Annotated in this window: 15 protein-coding genes; 5 read left to right on the top strand and 10 right to left on the bottom strand. The window is 73.8% G+C overall.

Annotated features, from left to right (window positions below; genetic code table 11):
- Positions 1-236: 236 nt before the first annotated feature.
- From ACZ4Z3_RS39450 to ACZ4Z3_RS39440, 3 genes are read right to left on the bottom strand one after another with little or no spacing between them, the layout of a single operon-like run.
- The gene (locus tag ACZ4Z3_RS39450) at positions 237-1499 is read right to left on the bottom strand and encodes a sugar ABC transporter permease (RefSeq protein WP_468505576.1); all 1263 of its coding nucleotides are present in this window, start codon (positions 1497-1499) and stop codon (positions 237-239) included.
- Between the two features lie 14 nt (positions 1500-1513).
- Positions 1514-2287: an ATP-binding cassette domain-containing protein gene (locus ACZ4Z3_RS39445; RefSeq protein WP_468505575.1), complete on the bottom strand. Its 774-nt coding sequence runs from the start codon at positions 2285-2287 to the stop codon at positions 1514-1516.
- 48 nt (positions 2288-2335) lie between these two features.
- Complete coding sequence (locus ACZ4Z3_RS39440) at positions 2336-3427, bottom strand: sugar ABC transporter substrate-binding protein (protein ID WP_468505574.1); 1092 nt, start codon at positions 3425-3427, stop codon at positions 2336-2338.
- A 299-nt stretch (positions 3428-3726) separates the two neighbouring features.
- Between ACZ4Z3_RS39440 and ACZ4Z3_RS39435 the strand changes: the two genes are divergently transcribed.
- The 4 genes from ACZ4Z3_RS39435 (at position 3727) to ACZ4Z3_RS39420 (ending at position 9436) form a co-directional block, all read left to right on the top strand.
- Positions 3727-6261, top strand: a complete 2535-nt coding sequence (locus tag ACZ4Z3_RS39435; protein WP_468505573.1) for a SpoIIE family protein phosphatase — start codon at positions 3727-3729, stop codon at positions 6259-6261.
- Positions 6258-7343, top strand: coding sequence for a sugar ABC transporter substrate-binding protein (locus tag ACZ4Z3_RS39430; protein ID WP_468505572.1), 1086 nt, complete (start codon positions 6258-6260; stop codon positions 7341-7343). The genes ACZ4Z3_RS39435 and ACZ4Z3_RS39430 overlap by 4 nt, the downstream gene beginning before the upstream one ends.
- Before the next feature lie 377 nt (positions 7344-7720).
- Positions 7721-8872 carry a M48 family metallopeptidase gene (locus ACZ4Z3_RS39425; protein WP_468505571.1) on the top strand — a complete coding sequence of 384 codons (1152 nt, stop codon included), beginning with the start codon at positions 7721-7723 and terminating at the stop codon, positions 8870-8872.
- A 66-nt stretch (positions 8873-8938) separates the two neighbouring features.
- A complete protein-coding gene (locus ACZ4Z3_RS39420) occupies positions 8939-9436 on the top strand; it encodes a GNAT family N-acetyltransferase (protein ID WP_468505570.1) in 498 nt (165 codons plus the stop codon).
- Here ACZ4Z3_RS39420 and ACZ4Z3_RS39415 read toward each other — a convergent pair.
- The 4 genes from ACZ4Z3_RS39415 to ACZ4Z3_RS39400 all read right to left on the bottom strand — a co-directional run bounded on the left by ACZ4Z3_RS39415 (position 9427) and on the right by ACZ4Z3_RS39400 (position 11910).
- Positions 9427-9942, bottom strand: coding sequence for a DUF6098 family protein (locus ACZ4Z3_RS39415; RefSeq protein ID WP_468505569.1), 516 nt, complete (start codon positions 9940-9942; stop codon positions 9427-9429). The two genes, ACZ4Z3_RS39420 and ACZ4Z3_RS39415, sit on opposite strands and share 10 nt — an antisense overlap.
- A 21-nt stretch (positions 9943-9963) precedes the next feature.
- Positions 9964-10152, bottom strand: a complete 189-nt coding sequence (locus ACZ4Z3_RS39410) for a hypothetical protein (protein ID WP_468505568.1) — start codon at positions 10150-10152, stop codon at positions 9964-9966.
- Positions 10152-10715, bottom strand: coding sequence for a hypothetical protein (locus ACZ4Z3_RS39405; protein ID WP_468505567.1), 564 nt, complete (start codon positions 10713-10715; stop codon positions 10152-10154). Before ACZ4Z3_RS39405 ends, ACZ4Z3_RS39410 begins: the two co-directional genes overlap by 1 nt.
- A 172-nt stretch (positions 10716-10887) precedes the next feature.
- Positions 10888-11910, bottom strand: a complete 1023-nt coding sequence (locus ACZ4Z3_RS39400; RefSeq protein ID WP_468505566.1) for an NAD-dependent epimerase/dehydratase family protein — start codon at positions 11908-11910, stop codon at positions 10888-10890.
- A 483-nt stretch (positions 11911-12393) separates the two neighbouring features.
- Here ACZ4Z3_RS39400 and ACZ4Z3_RS39395 point away from each other — a divergent pair, with 483 nt between their 5' ends.
- The gene (locus ACZ4Z3_RS39395) at positions 12394-13770 is read left to right on the top strand and encodes an MFS transporter (protein ID WP_468505565.1); all 1377 of its coding nucleotides are present in this window, start codon (positions 12394-12396) and stop codon (positions 13768-13770) included.
- A 92-nt stretch (positions 13771-13862) separates the two neighbouring features.
- Here ACZ4Z3_RS39395 and ACZ4Z3_RS39390 read toward each other — a convergent pair whose 3' ends face one another.
- The 3 genes from ACZ4Z3_RS39390 to ACZ4Z3_RS39380 are packed head-to-tail and all read right to left on the bottom strand — an operon-like array spanning position 13863 to position 17395.
- Positions 13863-15143 carry a glycosyltransferase family 9 protein gene (locus ACZ4Z3_RS39390; RefSeq protein ID WP_468505564.1) on the bottom strand — a complete coding sequence of 427 codons (1281 nt, stop codon included), beginning with the start codon at positions 15141-15143 and terminating at the stop codon, positions 13863-13865.
- 3 nt (positions 15144-15146) lie between these two features.
- Positions 15147-16742 (bottom strand): D-glycero-beta-D-manno-heptose 1-phosphate adenylyltransferase, encoded by a 1596-nt coding sequence (rfaE2, locus tag ACZ4Z3_RS39385; protein ID WP_468505563.1) that lies wholly within the window; start codon positions 16740-16742, stop codon positions 15147-15149.
- Positions 16739-17395, bottom strand: a complete 657-nt coding sequence (locus ACZ4Z3_RS39380) for a D-sedoheptulose-7-phosphate isomerase (RefSeq protein WP_468505562.1) — start codon at positions 17393-17395, stop codon at positions 16739-16741. The genes rfaE2 and ACZ4Z3_RS39380 overlap by 4 nt, the downstream gene beginning before the upstream one ends.
- Between the last annotated feature and the right edge of the window lie 78 nt (positions 17396-17473).

Here is a 17473-nt window from a genome sequence, read left to right as displayed (position 1 = left end):
CGCGATCATCTCCAGGGTGGACTGCTGGCGGTGCAGCTCGGCGTCGACCGCGGCCGCCACCTCCGGGTCCAGCTCGTGCAGGGGCGTGTTCAGAACGGTCATCGACGTCCTCCCCGATGAAGCGTGATGCGTATGAAGCAACGGATTGAACAATACGCAACATGGTCAGGGTGGGGCGGGGCCCGGTCAAGGGTGCGTCACGAACCGCGCGCACGGCGAAGGCCGCCCCGACGCCGTCACGCTCGCCCGTGTGCCTCCTGCGAGCGGCGTGAGAAGGAGTCGATGACCACGGCGGCGAACAGCACCCCGCCCGTGATCATGAACTGGACGGCGACCGGTGTGTCCGTGATGGCCATGCCGGAGGCGATCGACTGGATGACCAGCATGCCGAGCACCGCCGACCAGGTCGTGCCCCGGCCCCCGAACAGGCTGGTACCGCCGATGACGGCCGCCGCGATCGCGTTGAGCAGCAGCACGCCCGAGCCGGAACTCTGGCTCACCGACGTGATGCGGGAGGCGAGGAAGAGGCCGCCGATCCCGGCCATGGTGCCCGACACCGCCAGCACCGCCGTCTGGACGCCGGCCACATTGAGGCTGGCGCGCCGCGCGGCCTCGACGCCGCCGCCGAGCGCGTACACCTGCCGTCCGTAATGGGTGCGGCGGAGCACGATGTCGAGGCCGGCCACCACCACCAGGAACACCAGCAGGGCGAGCGGCAGCCCCTGGAAGCGGTTGAGGACGTAGGCGATGGCGAACGCCGGCACCGCCACGACGCCCGTGCGCACCGCGATGCCCGTGACCGAGCGGTGCGGCATGCCGACCGCCATACGGCGCCGTCGGTCCTGATGGGCGGCGGCGAACACCATGACGGCGCTGATCGCCGCCACACCGTAGGCGACGGCGTCCTGGCTGAGGTAGTAGCTGGTCAGCCGGGCGACGATGCCGTCCTCGCTGAGGTTGACGGTGCCGCTGGTGCCCAGGATGTAGAGCATCAGCCCGTTCCAGGTGAGCAGGCCCGCCAGCGTGACGACGAACGCGGGCACCCGGGTCCTGGCGAAGGAGAAACCCTGGACGGTGCCGGCGGCCGTGCCGGCGAGCACCGCGATGATCAGTGCCAGCCATTCGGGTACACCGTTGTTCACGTTCAGCACGGCGAAGACGGCGGCGGCGAGCCCGCTGATCGCGCCGACCGACAGGTCCAGCTCGCCGATCAGCAGCACGAAGACGATGCCGACGGCGATCAGCCCCGTGCCCACGATGTCCACGCTCAGGTTGGACAGGTTCCGGGGCGACAGGAAGTTCCGGTTGAGGATCTGGAAGGTGATCCAGACGGCGGCGAGGACGAGGACGACGGGCAGCGAGTTCAGCTCGCCCGAACTCAGCTTGCGCCGGAGGACGGCGAGCCCGCGCTCCGTCGCCCCGGCGACGGCCCGCCCGCGTCGTGGCTCACGAACCTCGGTGCCTGATCCGGTCGGCTCCGTCCGCGCTTCCTCCCGCATCTCGCGCATCCCCCTCACCACCCCGCCTCGGGGGCGGCCACCCGGCGGGGCACGTTCTCCGTGGCCCCGGTGATACAGGCGATGATCTGTTCCTGCGACGCGGTGTTCACGTCGAAGAAGCCGTTGTTGCGGCCGAGGCGCAGCACGGCCGCCCGGTCCGCGAGCGCCTTGACGTCGCCCATGTTGTGGCTGATCAGCAGGACCCCGAGACCCCGGTCGCGCAACTGGTCGACGAGGTCGAGGACCTCGTTGGTCTGCTCCAGGCCCAGGGCCGCGGTCGGCTCGTCCAGGATCAGCACACGGGGCTCGCCCAGCAGGGAGCGGGCGATGGCGACCGTCTGCCGCTGACCGCTGGACAGCGCGACGACGGGGGCGCGCAGATCGGGGATGCCACGGGTCAGCCGGTCCAGCAGACGCCGGGTGCGGCGCTCCATCTCCACCTCGTCGAGCAGCCCGAATCTGCGGATCTCCCGCCCGAGGAACAGATTGCCGACGACATCGAGGTTCCCGCACAGCGCGAGGTCCTGGTAGACGGTGGCGATCCCGAGATCGCGGGCGTCGTGCGGGCGCCTGATGTGGACCCTGCCGCCCTCCCACTCGATGACCCCCCGGTCCGCGGGGGCCACCCCGGAGATCACCTTGACCAGCGTGGACTTGCCGGCCCCGTTGTCGCCCAGCAGGGCCACGACCTGTCCGGCGTGGATCTCCAGCTCGACGTCCTTGAGGACGTCGACGACGCCGAAGCGCTTGCACACACCGCGCAGCGCCAGCAACGGGGGACTCGGCACGGGCAACCATCTCCTCACCGGGGCGCGGGGTCCGGTCATGACCGGCTGTCAGGTCAGGCCGACCTGTTCGCAGGCGGCCTGTACGGCGGGGGTGCAGATCTGCTCGACCGTGTAGGCGCCGTCCTTCACCAACGTGTCCTCGATCGTGTCGGCGGTCACGGGTATGGGGGTGAGCATGACGGCGGGCACCGTCCTGCCGTCGGTGGTGACGGTGTCCGTGGCCACCTCCCCGAGGCTGTCCCCGCGGGCCGCCGCCACCGCCATGGCGGCACCGGCGGAGGCCTCCGGCGCGAAGGGCTTGTAGACCGTCATGTACTGGTCGCCGGTGACGATCCGCTGGACCGCTCGCAGCTCGGCGTCCTGCCCGGTGACCGGCGGCAGCGGCTCGACCTTGTTCGCCTTGAGGGCGGCGATGCTGCCGGCGGCGAGACCGTCGTTGGCGGCGTAGACCCCGTCGATGGACTCGGCGCCGAGACTGGCGAGGGCGGTGGACATGTTCATGTTCGCGGTCTCCGTCCGCCACTGGGCGGTGTCGTACTCCTTGCCGATCTTCACCTTGCCCTGGAGGACGGACAGCGCGCCCTTCTTGAAGGCCACCGCGTTGGGGTCGCTGAGATCGCCGTTCATCATGACGATCTGGCTGTCGCCGGCGCTCTCGCCCATGGCCGTCAGGAGGGCCCGGCCCTGGAGCCGGCCCACCTCCTCGCCGTCGAAGGAGACATAGCCCGAGACGGGGCCCTCGACGAGCCGGTCGTAGGCGATGACGGGGATGCCCGCGTCCGCCGCCTTCCCGACCGAGCTCGCGAGCGCCTTGGAGTCCACGGCGACGAGCACGATGGCGTCCACCCCTCGGGTGATCATCGAGTCCATCTGCTCCTGCTGGGCGGCCACCTCACCCTTGGCGTTGCCGTGCTCGACCGCGCAGTCGGCGCAACGCTCCTTGATCTCCCGCTCCAGCAGCAGACTGTCCTGTGTCTCCCACCGCGCCGTGGTGGAGTCCGGCAGCAGCAGGGCGACCGTCGTGGCGTCGCTCCCGCCCGACGCGTCGTCGGAGGCGTCGTCGGCCCCGCAGGCACTGAGGACGACGGCCGTCGAGACCGCGGTCACCGCGGTGGCCGCGTCCCGGATGCGGGCCTTCATGTGACAGACCTCCTCGACCTGCGCCGCGTCGCCCCGCACCGCGCGCGGGGCAGATCCCGTGTGCGCCGCGGGGTCGGGGACGTGTCCGGTCGCGGAGCGGCGCCACCGGCTTCGGGACGTACCGCGTGGAAGCGGCGGGGCGACCACGTCGTCAGTTTGTCACCGGCCGCGATGTTCTGCGAATGCTGAGCCGCCGACCCCTCCGCCCGTTCTGTCCGGTTGGTCCGTATATGCGATTCTGGTAGGTGAGTGCCTGATCTTGTCAGGGCTCGCGGCATGGACGGGAGGAAGGTGCGGTCATGTCCCATGACGGCCCTGTCCAGGCCGGGGTCTCGGAGCGGCGGGTGTCCGGGTACGGTGCCGCCGGCACCCGCTACCCCTCCCTGCTGCCGGAAGCCGCCGCGAGCGAACGGGCGCTGACGTTCGCCGGGACGGCGCTCGCCGCCGTCTACACGGCCGGCCCCACGGACACCGAACTCCGGCTGGTGGAGACGGCGGGACGCGCCACCGCCGCGTACGCGCCGCCCGACCGGCTGCCCCTGTCCGGCGGCTCGGCCGTCGCGCACGCCGTCCGCACCGGCCGGCCGCTCTGGCTCGACGCCGCGGGGCTGGCCGGCTACCCGGAGGGCCGGCCGGTGCCGCCGGACACCCGCGCCTCCCTGGGCGCCCTGCCCCTGCGGACCGAGGGCGGCCGCCGGGGCTGCCTCGTCGTCGTGGGGCCGTCCACCGCCGGTTTCGAGCCCGAGCAGCGCGGCTTCCTCGGCCGGTTCGCCGACGCCGTGGCCGACGTCCTGCGTGCCGGGGACGGCGGTGCCATGCCGACGTCGCCACTGACCACCGCCCTGCGCGGGATGCATGTCGGCTCGTTCACCCTGGTGCCGGACACCGGTCTCATCGAGGCGGACGAGACCCTCCTCGACCTGGTCGGGATCACCCCGGACGAGTTCGACGGCAAGGTGGACACCCTGCTGGCCCATGCCGTCCCGGAGGACATGCACGCCCTGATGTCCGTGGTGGAGCCCACCACCCAGGCCGTCGAGCGCCGGGAACTGGAGTTCCGGGTCCGCTGCCCCACGGGCGGGATGCGCTGGCTGAGCCTCGGCTGCCGGGTCCTCGCCGGAGCCGACGGCCGGCCCGAACGGGTGCAGGGCATCGTGACGGCGACCTCCGAACTCCGCCGCAGCGCCGACGACGTCGCCAGGATCCAGTGGCTCACGGCGGCCCTCGACGACGCCACGACCGTCCGCGACGTCGGCCGCGTCGTGGTCAGCGCGCTGCGGGAGCCCCTCGGCGCCGACCGGGTGGCGCTCGCCGAACTCCAGGGCGACCGGCTCGTGGTGACCGTGCTGGACCCGCCCCAGACCACCTACTGGCCCGAGAGATGGCGGGCCGAATGGCGTACCGAGTGGCCCGAGGCGCCGATCAGCGTCCTCCCCACCCTCAAGACCGCCCTGCGGGACGGCCGCATGGACCTGTGGCCGGCCGGGACCGAGTTCGAACCGGGGCTCCTCGGCATCGGCGACGGCGGACTGGCCGTCCTGCCGCTGCCCGCCAAGGGCCGCGCCGTCGGCGTCTGCCTGATCGGCTGGGACCGCCCGCACGAGTTCGTGCCCGAGGAGCGGGCCCTGCTCACCGCGACCGCCGCGCTCGTCGGCGACGCGCTCAAACGCGCGCAGGCGCACGACGCCGAGCAGGAACTCGCGACGATGCTCCAGCGCAGCCTGCTGCCCCGGCGCCTGCCCGACCTGCCCGGCGGCATCGCCGTCGCCCGCTACGTCCCCGCCCGACAGGGCCTCCAGGTCGGCGGTGACTGGTACGACGTCATCGCCCTCTCCGAGGACCGGGTGGCGCTCGTCATCGGCGACGTCCAGGGACACAGCGCGGGCGCCGCGACGATCATGGGCCAGATGCGTACCGCGGTCCGCGCCTACGCGGTCGAGGGCCACCCGCCCGACGTGGTCATCTCGCACGCCAACCGGCTCCTCGTCGGCATGGAGACCGACCTGTTCGCCACCTGCTGCTACGCCGAACTGGACATGGAGGAGGACAACATCCTCTTCGTCCGCGCCGGACACCTCTCGCCGATGATGCGCCACCCCGACGGCCGCACCGAGGAGGTCCTGGTCGAGGGCGGGCCCCCGCTCGGCATCCTCGCGGACGCCGAGTTCCCCATGACGGCCGTGCCCATCGTCCCCGGCGCGGTGCTCGCGCTGGTCACCGACGGCCTCGTCGAGGCCGCCGACCTGCCCCTGGACGAGGGCATGCGCCGGATGCGCGCCTCGCTCACCGTCGCCGACCCGGCGGACCCCGGACGGGTGGCCGACGCCCTCCTCGGCGACTTCGGCCCCCGCGAGGACGACGTGGCGCTGCTGCTGCTGCGCTACGACGGGATGCGCACCCGGCCGGTCAAGGCGGGCTGGGCGGTGTGGCGGCTGCCCGACGCGGTCATGCACGCCCGCCGCTTCACCGCGCGCACCCTGCGCCGGTGGCACGCGCAGGAGGTGGCCGACGCGGTGCTGCTGGTCGTCTCCGAACTCGTCACCAACGCCCTGGTCCACACCCAGGGCCCCGTACGCATCGATCTCACCCTGCGCGGCGACCGGGTACGGGTCTGCGTCAGCGACTCCTCGCCCCGCGCCCCGGCCAAGCCGGTGATCGTGGACTGGGAGTCGACCGGCGGGCGGGGCCTGATGCTCGTCGAGGCGATGTCCGACTCCTTCGGCACGGTGCCGGTGGCGGGCGGCAAACAGGTGTGGAGCGAGATCGTCGTACCGCGACACGACACGGCCTCCGCGCACCAGGGGACCCGAACGGAACCGAGGGACCTGTCATGAGAACACGTACGGGACAGGTCGGGGCCGCCGTCGTCACCGCGCTCATGGCGGTGTCCCTGGCCTCCTGCGGAGGCGACGGCGCATCGAACGGGGACGGCGGCTTCACCGTCGGTCTGCTCCTGCCGAGCGGAGCCATCCCCCGCTGGGAGCACTTCGACAAGCCGCTGATCGAGAAGCGGATCAAGCAATTGTGCCCCGGCTGCACCACGCGGTACGCCAACGCCGAGAACGACGCGGCCCGCCAGCGGGACCAGGTCACCTCCATGATCACCAAGGGGGCCAAGGTGCTGATCCTCGACGCCGCCGACACCCGGGCCGTCCGCTCCTCCATCCAGGAGGCCCACCGTGCCGGCGTCCCGGTCGTCGCCTACGACCGGCTCGCCGAGGGCCCGATATCGGGTTACGTCTCCTTCAACGGCGCCCAGGTCGGCAGGCTCCAGGGCGCGGCGCTGCTGAAGGCGATGGGCCGCGACGCGCGGGGCGGGACCGTCGTCATGATGAACGGCGACCCGGCCAGCCCCAACGCCGCCTGGTACCGGGACGGCGCCCTGTCCGTCCTCAAGGGCGAGGTGAAGATCGGCAGGGAGTACGAGACCCAGGGGTGGAGCACGGACAACGCCCACGCCAACATGAACGCCGCGATCGCCGCCCTCGGCCCCCGGCGCATCGACGGAGTCCTCGCGGCCAACGACGCGATCGCCGCCGGCGCCATCTCCGCCCTCAAGAAGGCCGGCGTCCGCGAAATGCCACCGGTCACCGGCCAGGACGCCGACCTCGACGCCGTACGGCGCATCGTCGCGGGCGAGCAGACCATGACGGTGTACAAGCCCTTCCAGGCGGAGGCGTCCGCGGCGGCCCGCATGGCCGTCGCCCTGGGCCGCGGCGAGAACCTCGACGACATCGCCACCACCACGACCGACAGTCCCACCACCGAGGACATCCCCACCGTGCTCCTCGCGCCGACCCCCGTGACGGTCGGCACCATCAAGCCGACCCTCGTCGACGACGGCGTCTACACCGTCGACCAGATCTGCACCCCGGCCCTCCGCACCGCCTGCGACCGGGCGGGACTCACCCCCTAGACAGGTCCTCGCCACCCCGGTCGCCACCGGCGTCCCGCTCGCCCGGGGCGGTTCAAACTCGCCTTGTGTGCAGGGGGTGTGAGGACCCTTCAGTAACTTCCCTTCCCCTCTTTTCCCACAGGCCCCACGGGTACCACGATGTCCCCACAGGAGCGGCGATGACCTGCGCGGCGGACGGCCACGGCCCCCGGTCACGGCGATTTCCGACCCCACGTGCGAGCGGCATGTGGTGAGCGCGCCTTCCCGTGGGGACGGGGACTGCGCGAGCGAGGGGCCCGGTGCACGAAGCACCGGGCCCCTCGTCGTGGGGCGCCCGTTCGGGTACCGGGGCGCCGTACACGCGCTCATGATCTCGGCAGCCGACGGGGGAGGGTGCGGTGGGGCAGACACAGGTGGCGGACGCGGCGGGGACCGCGCCGCCCGGCAAGGGCAGAGCGGCCACGGCGGCCGCCTACGGCGTCGCGTGCGCGGCGCACCTCATCGTGGCGGGGCTGGTGATCGGCGGCCTGACCCTGATCGTGGTCGGCTGGGCGACGATCGTGCAGCCGCTGATCGGGCTGGTGCTGCTCGGTGTCGCCGCCCAACTGCGCCCCCGCCACGGCACCCCCGCCTCCGACTGGCCCACCCTGCGCCGCGGCCAGGCCCCGGGGCTGTTCACCCTGCTGGACGCCGTCGCGGACGAGGTCGGCGAACGCCGCGTCGACACCGTGAGGATCACCTCGGACTTCGCCGTCCGGGTCTGCACGTACGGCGTCCGGCGCCGGCGGGTGCTGGACATCGGGCTCCCGCTCTGGGTGACGTCCCGCCCGCAGCAGCGGGTCGCCGCGCTCGCCCAGGAGCTGGCGTACTTCGGCGGCGACGTCCGGCGGGGCTCGCTGGTCGGTACGGCACTCACCTCCCTGAACGGTGGGATGGAACTCGCGGCGGCCCGCGCCGACGCACCGGCGGGCATCTGGACGGCGGCCCCCGGCACCCCGCACGCGGACGAGATGTCCGAGGCCACACGCGACTTCAGGAAACGCGGCCGGATCGTCAACTACGTGCTGTGGATCCCGCAGCTGATGATGAAGGGCCTGACGCGGGCGCTGCTCCGGCTCACGGTCCCGGCGGCGCGGTACGCGGAGTTCCGGGCGGACGCCGAGGCGGCCCGTGTCGCTTCCGCCCCGGCGCTGGTCTCGCTGCTGCGCGACCAGCGGTCGGCCGACAGTGTGCGCACCGAGATGCACCGCCTGGCCATCGCCACCCGCACCTTCGGTCGCGGCGAGGCGGTGCGGAACGCGGAGCGGGGCTTCTGGACGAAGATCGTCGACCACACGGCCGCCCTGTCCGACCGCGAGCCGGACGGCACGGCCGATACCGACGCCGGTACCGCCGCCGACGAGCCGCGTATCGCCCGGCTGCCCCGGGACACCGGACGGCCGGCGGTGGTCACCCTCGGCGGGCCGGAGGCCGACGCCGTCGAGAGCGAACTGGACGAAGCACGGCGGCTGGTGGCCCGCAAGGTCATCCAGGACTGCGTGCTGGTCTGAACCCACCGCCGGACCCGCCCGAAACAGGGTGGACACCACCCGATGCGGTGACCGATGATCTCCGGCATGATCCGGGCAGCGACTGTGAACGACGTCGCGGACATCCGCGCGATGATCCGCGAACTCGCCGAGTACGAGAGGGCGGTGGAGCAGGCCCGGGCGACCGAGGAGCAGCTCCGCGAGGCCCTGTTCGGCGAACACCCCGCCGCGTACGCCCTGATCGCCGAGGACGAGGAGACCGGCGGGACCGTGGGCTACGCCCTGTGGTTCCCCCGGTTCTCGACCTGGACCGGCACGCGCGGCATGCACCTGGAGGACCTCTACGTCCGGCCGACTGCCCGGGGCGGCGGCTACGGCAAGGCCCTGCTCGCGTCACTCGCCGCGATCTGCCGACGGGACGGCTTCGAGCGCTTCGAGTGGTGGGTCCTCGACTGGAACGAACCGGCGATCGGCTTCTACAAGTCGCTCGGCGCGGAACTCCTGGAGGAGTGGACGGTGTGCCGACTGACCGGAGCCCCCCTCGCCGAACTCGCAGCGAGGGCTGTGGAGATCCCTCAGCCGTAGGAGGTCTCCCCGCGGTGGTCACCGACGTCGGTGCCTTCGGTGGTGCCCTTGGACGGCTCGTCGCCGTCACGCTGCATCGGGCCCCATTCGCCTTCCTGGCGGTCGACCGTCTCCTGGGCCTCCTTGATGAGCGCCTCGTCGATCCAGCCGACGGGCTCGATGTCACCTAGAAGCGGTTCGTTGTCGGGCCCCCGGCCCTCCACCCGGCCGCGCAGGATCCACGGGCGGACCCCCGGGCCCTTCTCGCGCGGAAGGTGCGAGTAGTCGTACAGGCGGCGCGCCACCCAGAGTTCGACCGGCCGGTCCTCCCACCAGGGCTCCAGGTCGAGCGGGTTGGCGGACAGCCCCGGCAGCCGTACGCCGGTGAGGCCGTCCCTGCTCGTGGCGAGGTCACGGTCCGCGTCGGGGCCGTGTGACCAGCGGACATGGAGACCGGAGGTGTGCCGGACCAGGTCCGCGAGCTCCTCCAGGGTCCGCAGGACGGGAAGTTGGTCTCGGGTGCTCATCGCGTCGTCGGGTTCGTCGTGTCAGGGGCGGTTGTCGCCCACACCACTGCTGTCGCCGTCGCCGTCGCCGTCCTGGCTCTCGGGCTCGTCATCGCGTGCCCCTTCTGCCTGGGACGGCGTGGTGCGGGGCACCTGCTCGTCAGGAGCCGGTTCGCGGCCGGTGTCGGTGTCCGGTTCTCCCTCTGCCTGGGACGGGGTCTGTTCGCTCATCACTGTGCTCCCTGGCCGTGCGGTTCGGCGGTGCGGAAGGTGGACGCGGTCTGCTCGCGATGGAGTTCCTCCAGGGCGTTCAGCTGCCGGTGGCCGCGGCGCAGGAGATCGTCGAGTACGTCGGGGTCGAGGCGCTCGTCGGTCTCGGCGAGCTGCCGCAGGGCCTCCCAGCACGCGATCTTGCCGGTGACTCCCATCCGCAGCATCTCCAGTTCGATCACCGTGCTGAGCGGGGAGCGGCGCACCAGCCTGCCGTTCGCCTTCAGTCGTCCCAGCTTCTCGGCGGCCCAGCCCGCGCAGACCTTGTACCGGCGCGCGGGGATGTGCAACCGGTGGAGCAGGTCGGTCAGGCTGCGCCGGTCCTTGGCGATCTCACCGGCGATGGCCTCCAGGGTCGGGCCGAGGTCGGTGCCCCGACAGGAGCGGGCCAGATAGCGGGCGCGGTCGGTACCGGCGGTCGCGCCGGCCAAGTGGTCGTTGAGGTAGACGGAGAGCAACCGCGTGTCCGTCCGCCGGGTGGAGGTGGGGGTGGGGATGTGCCGGGTCCGTGTCGCATGACTCATCGGGTTGCTCCTTCACGGTCTCCACGTGGACCCGGCGTGGTGGAGCGGTCGTGTGCCGGGCACCTCGCGGGCCGCCGGGAATCGACGGCCCCACCGGGTACCCCTGGGGCCCCCGTGAACACCTTTGCGTGTTTTGTTGCGGTTGTGGGTGGTGCACGCAGCGAGTACCCGATCACACCCGCGGAAACGCGCCGCCGCCCCGGGTGAAGTGGGCGACCGTCCGCTCCAGGCCCTCCTCCCACGACACCCTCGGGGTCCAGCCGAACAGCTCACGGGCCCACGTGGTGTCGGGCACCCGGCGCTCGGCCTCGCCGGCGGGGCGATCGACGAAGTGCAGCGGAGAGTCGGAGCCCGTCACGGCGAGCACCCGGCGGGCCAGCGTCACCACGCTCGTCTCCTCGCCGCCGCCGACGTTGACCGGGCGCACCGAACGGCCCGCCGCCACCAGCAGCACCCCTTCGACGATGTCGTCCACGAAGCACAGCGACCGTGTCTGGCGGCCGTCCCCCGTCACCGTCAGCGGCTCCCCGGCGAGCGCCTGCCGGATGAACGTGGACACCACCCGGCCGTCGTCGGCCCGCATCCGGGGCCCGTAGGTGCTGAACACCCGTACGATCCCGGCGTCCGCCCCGTCCGTGCCCGCGTACGCGGTGACCAGTGCCTCGGAGAACCGGTGGGCCTCTTCGTACGCGCAGCGCGGTCCCACCGGATCGACCCCGCCGACATCGTCCTCCCGTTGTGGATGACCGCGTGCGCGGCCGTAGACGGCCGAGGACGATCCGAGGAGAAACCGCGCCCCGTCCCGGCAGGCCACCGCCAGCGCGTTGCGGGTGCCGGTGCTGCCCGCCTCCAGCGTCTCCAGGGGGAGGCGACGACGGTCGGCGGGGGCGGCGGGGCCCGCGAAGTGGAGGACCACGTCGTACGGGCCGTCGAGCCGGTCGATGAGGCCGGGCGCCGTGGGGTCGGGCGCCGTGGGGTCGGCGATGTCCTGCACGACGAGGCGGAAGCCCGGTCGTCCCCGCAGATGGGCGATGTTGTCCGGTGACCCCGTGGAGAGATCGTCGACGCAGTCCACGGCGACACCGCGCTCCAGCAGGCGTTCGCACAGATGCGAGCCGAGGAATCCGGCGCCTCCCGTGACCAGGGCCCGCTCCCAGACGCGGGGGGCCGACGGGACGAGCCTCACGTATGTCATGGGCACCGCCTTTCAGGGCTGGTCGACCGAGGGTGTGGGTCGTGGAAGGGGTGACGCGGTGTTGTCCCGGTCACTCCCGGCCCGGGAGGCGGTTCGGTGGTGGTGGGGGGCTGTGAGCAAGCCCACCTGAGCGGGCAAAGGCGCCTCGGTGGCGGGCAGTTGGGTGGGTGGGGGAGCGGGCTCACCGCCGACCTCCGGGGGCCCGCACCTCCCGTCTGCCACGATGGGCGATGCCGTGCCCGGGACGGGCCCACGCCGCACCCGGCGTGGGACACCGACCCGCCGGGGCGGCCTCCGGAGTCATCCGGTGGAGCGGCCGTGCAGCGCAGCCGGCGTTCCGAGACCTCGCAGCCGAACCCCTCGTCCCGCCCTGCCCGCGTCCACGGACCCGTCTCCGAGTAGCTCACTGTGCCTTCTTCACTTCCGGGCCGCGCGCCCGCTCCCGCCTCGCGTTCCCCCTGGCGTTCCCTGAAGTACCCCAGCATGCGCTGGTGGTCCCTCGCGAACTTCCTGTCCAACGCCGGAACGTGGATGCAGCTCACCGTCCAGAACCTCCTGGTGCTGCAGATCACCGGCTCCGCCGCCGCGACCGGACTGTCGATCTCCGTCCAGGCCGCGCCCGCGCTGCTCGTCAGCCTCGTGGGCGGTGCCGCCGTGGATCGCTGGCCCCGGAAGACGACCGCGGCGGTCAGCCAGGCGGTGCTCGGCGCGGTGGCCTTCGTGACCGCCGTCCTCGTCACCACGGACCGGCTCGATGTGACCGTGCTGATGGTGCTCGCCGCCGTGACCGGCCTCGTCGCCACGGTCGACGGGCCCGCCTGCGCGCTCCTCGGCAACGACCTCGTCCGCAAGGAGGACGTGCCCTCCGCCATCGGCGTCGGCTCGCTGGTGCACAGCGCCGGACGGCTCGCCGGGACGGCGCTGGCCGGGGTGACCGTCGGGTTCCTCGGGACGGCGGCCGCGTACACCGCCAACGGGCTGTCCTTCCTGTTCGTCGCCTCGGTCATCCCGTTCCTCCGTCCCGTGCACGAGGCGGTCCTGACGTCCGGGACCGGCACTGTCGCCGCCGTCACCACCGACAAGCCCGTGATCCCCGCGCAACGGGGAACACGCGCGAGGACGAAGACGCGGCCGACGGCCACGGCCGAGCGTCACGGCCACCACACCGACATGACCGTCCGCCAGGGGCTGGCCTACTTCTTCCGCCGGCCCCGGCTGGTCGCGCTCGCCGGCATCACCGGCATCAGTTCGATGTTCGGGCGGAACTACGGGCTGACGCTCGCCGTGCTCGTCACCGGGCCCCTCGCGGGCGGCGCCGGGGCGTTCGGCACGGTCTCCACCGTGCTCGCCGTGGGCGGCATCCTCGGCGCGGTGCTCGGCGCCCGGCTGCGCAGCCCGTCCGTCCGTCTCGTCGGGGTACTGGCGGCCGGGGGCGCGCTGCTCCAGGCGGTGGCCGGGTTCTCCCCGTCGCTCGCGGTGCTCCTGGTGCTCGTCCTGCCGATGGCCGTGCTGGAGTCCGTCTCCGACACGGCGGGCACCACCGTCCTCCAGACCGATCCGCCCGCCCACCTGCGGGGCCGGGTCCTCGGTGTCTGGGGCAGCATCAGCACCGGCTGGGGCCTCGCCGGTCCGCCATTGCTCGGCCTCCTCATGGAACTCGCCGGCGCCCGCGGTGCCCTCGTCACCGGCGGCCTCCTCATCGCGGCCGCCATCACGGCGGGCTTCGCGCTGCGCCGCCGCCGGGCCACGACCGCCCTGGTCCCGGACGCCGAGGAACACGAGGTACGGGGCTTCGCCGAGCCACTCCCCGCCGACGACCGGACGGCAGCCGCACGTCCCGGCTTGCGCACGGCGGCCTGAGGTCCCGGCGCCCGGGCGGTGCCGTTCGCCCCGCGTTGGGGGTTGCGCGCCGCCACCGACAGCCGACCCGCCCCTTCCCGTGGCCCGGCGGATCACCGGTTGTCTCCGGGACCGGGCCGCGGCGGGAGCGGAGCCGTCGGGTGGATCGGAGCCGTCGGGGGGAGGGGTTCCGGCCTCTTTCCACTCGCGGCCACCTCGCCTGAGCGCCTCGGGAACGCGGTGCTTCCGGGCCGCAGCACCTTCCGGGCCATGGCGCGGCCGGCTGGCGCGCCTGCCCGGCCGCCCAGTTCCCTCGCCTCGCCGGCCGGCTCAGCGACGCCCCGCTCGGTGTTGAGGACACCCAGCGTGGCCGTGACGACCTCCTCGGCCGTGATGCGGAGCAGGCGTTCGTCGGGGAGGTCGCCGTGGGCGTCGCCGGGGCGGGGGGACGGGTTGCCGCAGGGGTGCCACAGGACGCGGTGCCGCGGGGAGGCCGGGGGTCCCCACAGACGGGGGGCCACTGGGCCGAACAGGACGACCGACGGTGTGCCGAGGGCGGTGGCCAGATGCGCCGGGCCCGTGTCACCGACGATCACGCAGCGGGCGCCCGCGACGAGCGCGGCGAGCCGGTCGAACGGCAGATCGCCGTTCGCGCCGACCAGTACGGCGGACGGCGGCAGTCCCGCCGCCGCGGCCACATAACGGGCCCCCGCCTCCTCACCGGCCCCCGCCGTCACCACCACCTCGTGCCCCCGGCGCCGTAGTTCTCCGGCCACGGCCGCGTACCGTTCCCCCGGCCAGCGACGCGCCCCGGCGTCCGCCCCGGGATGCACGACGACCGCGCCCGGCGCCGGCGAGGGCGCCGTCGGCGCCGGGACGCCCAGGTCGTCCGGGTCCGCCTCGACGCCGTACCAGCGCAGCAGCCGGCACCAGCGCTCCCGCTCGTGCTCGTCCTCCCGCCACACCGGCCCGAGCACGTCGGGCGTTCCCGGGTGCGCGTACGCGAGAAGCCGGCGGGGGTGCAGCCGCTGGAGCAGCCGATGGCTGGGCGGGCCGTTGCCGTGCAGGTCCACCGCGAGATCGGGCGGCGGTCCCGTCCACGCGAGGTCCGCCGGGACCTCCCGCCCGGCCGCGGACGTGGGCAGCAGCCGGTCCACCAGGCCGGTCGCCGCGGCCACCGGGGCCAGCCGCGCGGGGGCGGCCAGTACGGTCTCGTGGCCCGGCAGCCGCCGTCGCAGCGCCTTCAACGCGGGTACGGCGGTGAGAAGGTCCCCGAGCCCGAGCGCCCGCAGCACCAGCACGACGGGACGGCCACGCCCCACCACCGGGACGAGCGCGACCCCACGCCCCGCCACGCCCACCGGCGCCCACTCATCCCGTTCCGCGCTGTCCACCGTTCAGCCTCCGGACGACGCGACGGGGCCGGCCCGGTCGACGCGTACGGCGGCGCGGGCCGCCCGGTGGGCCAGGAGGGTCGTGGAGCGGCCGTCGAGGTAGGGGAGGACCACCGCCTGGCCGCCCCAGCCGCGCAGGACTTCCGCCTCGGGGAGGTCCTGGACGGCGTAGTCGCCGCCCTTGACCCACACATCGGGCCGCAGCCGCCGCAGCAGCGCCTCGGGGGTGTCCTCCTCGAAGACCACGACCGCGTCGACACTGCCGAGGGCCGTGAGGACGCGGGCCCGGTCCGCCTGCGGAGTCAGGGGGCGCCCCGGGCCCTTGCGGCGGGCGAGGGACGCGTCGGAGTTGAGGCACACGATCAGGCAGTCGCCGATGCGCCGGGCGCTCTCCAGCAGCCCCACATGACCGGCGTGCAGCAGGTCGAAGCAGCCGCCGGTGGCCACCACCGTGCCCCCGCGCGCCCGGATCCGCTCAGCCAGCGTGAACGCGTCTGCGACGGGCTCGTCCACCGGGCGGGACGGACGGTCCCGGTGCCACAGCCCGGGGTTGCCGGCACCGCCCGCCGACACGAACGCGGCGGCCTCGGCGACGGCCCGCTGGACGGCCTCCTCCGGGAGCGCGCCGTCCGCCAGCGCCACGGCCGTCGCCGCGGCGAAGCAGTCGCCCGCCCCGCACGGATCACCGACGGCCCGGTACGGCGCCGGAACCAGCATGGGCGTGCCGCCGCCGGGCCTCGTCAGCAGCGCACCACGCTCACCCAACGTCACGGCGACCCCGGCCGCCCGCCACCGGGCGGCCAGCTCCGCACCCCGCTCGGCGTACGCGCGCAGCGTGGCGTCACCGGCACCGGGCGGGGCCGGCGAGATGTCACCGGCCCCGCCTGTCAGCGAGGGGTCGTCGGCCCCCTGTCGGCCGTCTGCAGGGTCCGCTTCCATGCCCCTGCCGCCGCCCCTCTCGGGGCACAGTCCCCGTACCTCCGCCGCGTTCGGCGTCACCAGCCGGGCGCCGGGCACGGGCGCCCCGCCCCGGGGGTGGGGGTCCCAGACCAGCGGTGTGTGCGGTGCGACGGCCGCCAGGTGGTCCCGTACGGCGTCGGCGGTGCGGCGTCCGTAGTCGGCGACGAGGATCGCGCCGGCCCGGTCCAGGGCCTCCCGTACGGCGGCACAGGGAGCGCCGGGCGTGCCGCCGCCCCGGTCCATCCGCACGAGGGGACGGCCGGCCGAGAGGACCCGCGTCTTCACGGGGAGGGTGCCCTCCAGGGGGAGTTCCACGAGCCGGACCCGGCCGCGCAGCTCCCGTCGTACGACGTCGCTCGCCTCGTCCGCGCCGAGCGCGGTCACCAGCACCACCTCACGGCCGTCGCCGGCCGCCAGAGCGGCGGCCAGAACAGCGGCCAGCCCGGCCCCGCCGGGGCGGCGCCGACTGCCGGTGACATCGACGACGGGCGCCGGCGCGTCAGGGGCCAGCCGGGTGGCCGTGCCCTCCACGTCCTCGTCCAGCAGCGTGTCCCCCACGACCACCAGCGGCCCGGAGGCTCCGCGTGCCCTGCCCGCCGCCGCCCGCCGTACGCCGTCCGTCCGGTGCACCCCGGTCATGACGCCCTCCCGCGGACCGGTACCGGGCCCGGACGCCGGGCGTCCGGGGCCACGGTCGCGCCGAGCGGTGGCGCGGCGACCGCGGCGTCGAAGCACTCGCACAGCAGGTGGACCGCGACCAGATGGGTCTCCTGGACGGTCGCGGTGCTGGCGGCGTCGACGGCCAGCGTCTCGTCGGCCGCGTCGGCCAACGGGTTGGGTGAGGGCCCCGTCATCGCCCAGACCCGCAGTCCGGCCCGGCGGGCGGTGACGGCCGCTGTGATCAGGTTGGCGCTGCGACCGGACGTGGACAGCAGCAGGAGCACGTCGCCGGGACGGCCGTGCGCCGCGACCTGCCGGGCGAAGACGTGGTCGAAGCCGTAGTCGTTGCCGATGGCGGTCACGCTCGATGTCTCGGCGTGCAGGGAGATCGCCGAGTACGCGGGCCGTTCCCGCTGGTAGCGGCCCACGAGTTCGGCGGTGAGGTGCTGGGCCTGGGCGGCGCTGCCGCCGTTGCCCGCCGCGAGCAGCCGACCGCCGGCCGGCAGGACGTCGGCGAGGTGCCCACCCCACTCCGCGATCCGGCCGAGGCCGTCCCGCCGGAGTCGGCCGAGCGCCTGTTCGAGGGAGCGGCAGTGCAGGTGAGCGGCGTCCAGTGCACGGGATTCGGTCATGGCGATCGGGTGCGCCGCGTCCCGAGGGGACGGCGGCCTGACCCGCACCTCCTTCGGACCTGTGGGGGTTCGCGGTCG

It is taken from the genome of Streptomyces sp. NPDC030296 (assembly GCF_055572815.1).
The sequence above is the reverse complement of the archived record's forward strand: the minus strand, read 5'-3'. Positions and strand labels throughout refer to the sequence as shown.

What these genes read in the sequence shown, in the direction of transcription:
- ACZ4Z3_RS39380 (WP_468505562.1), bottom strand. Translation starts at nt 17,395, where the DNA reads ATGACCGAATCCCGTGCACTGGACGCCGCTCACCTGCACTGCCGCTCC.
- ACZ4Z3_RS39415 (WP_468505569.1), bottom strand. Translation starts at nt 9,942, where the DNA reads ATGAGCACCCGAGACCAACTTCCCGTCCTGCGGACCCTGGAGGAGCTC.
- ACZ4Z3_RS39435 (WP_468505573.1), top strand. Translation starts at nt 3,727, where the DNA reads ATGTCCCATGACGGCCCTGTCCAGGCCGGGGTCTCGGAGCGGCGGGTG.
- rfaE2 (WP_468505563.1), bottom strand. Translation starts at nt 16,742, where the DNA reads ATGACCGGGGTGCACCGGACGGACGGCGTACGGCGGGCGGCGGCGGGC.
- ACZ4Z3_RS39400 (WP_468505566.1), bottom strand. Translation starts at nt 11,910, where the DNA reads ATGACATACGTGAGGCTCGTCCCGTCGGCCCCCCGCGTCTGGGAGCGG.
- ACZ4Z3_RS39420 (WP_468505570.1), top strand. Translation starts at nt 8,939, where the DNA reads ATGATCCGGGCAGCGACTGTGAACGACGTCGCGGACATCCGCGCGATG.
- ACZ4Z3_RS39395 (WP_468505565.1), top strand. Translation starts at nt 12,394, where the DNA reads ATGCGCTGGTGGTCCCTCGCGAACTTCCTGTCCAACGCCGGAACGTGG.
- ACZ4Z3_RS39410 (WP_468505568.1), bottom strand. Translation starts at nt 10,152, where the DNA reads ATGAGCGAACAGACCCCGTCCCAGGCAGAGGGAGAACCGGACACCGAC.
- ACZ4Z3_RS39440 (WP_468505574.1), bottom strand. Translation starts at nt 3,427, where the DNA reads ATGAAGGCCCGCATCCGGGACGCGGCCACCGCGGTGACCGCGGTCTCG.
- ACZ4Z3_RS39430 (WP_468505572.1), top strand. Translation starts at nt 6,258, where the DNA reads ATGAGAACACGTACGGGACAGGTCGGGGCCGCCGTCGTCACCGCGCTC.
- ACZ4Z3_RS39405 (WP_468505567.1), bottom strand. Translation starts at nt 10,715, where the DNA reads ATGAGTCATGCGACACGGACCCGGCACATCCCCACCCCCACCTCCACC.
- ACZ4Z3_RS39450 (WP_468505576.1), bottom strand. Translation starts at nt 1,499, where the DNA reads ATGCGGGAGGAAGCGCGGACGGAGCCGACCGGATCAGGCACCGAGGTT.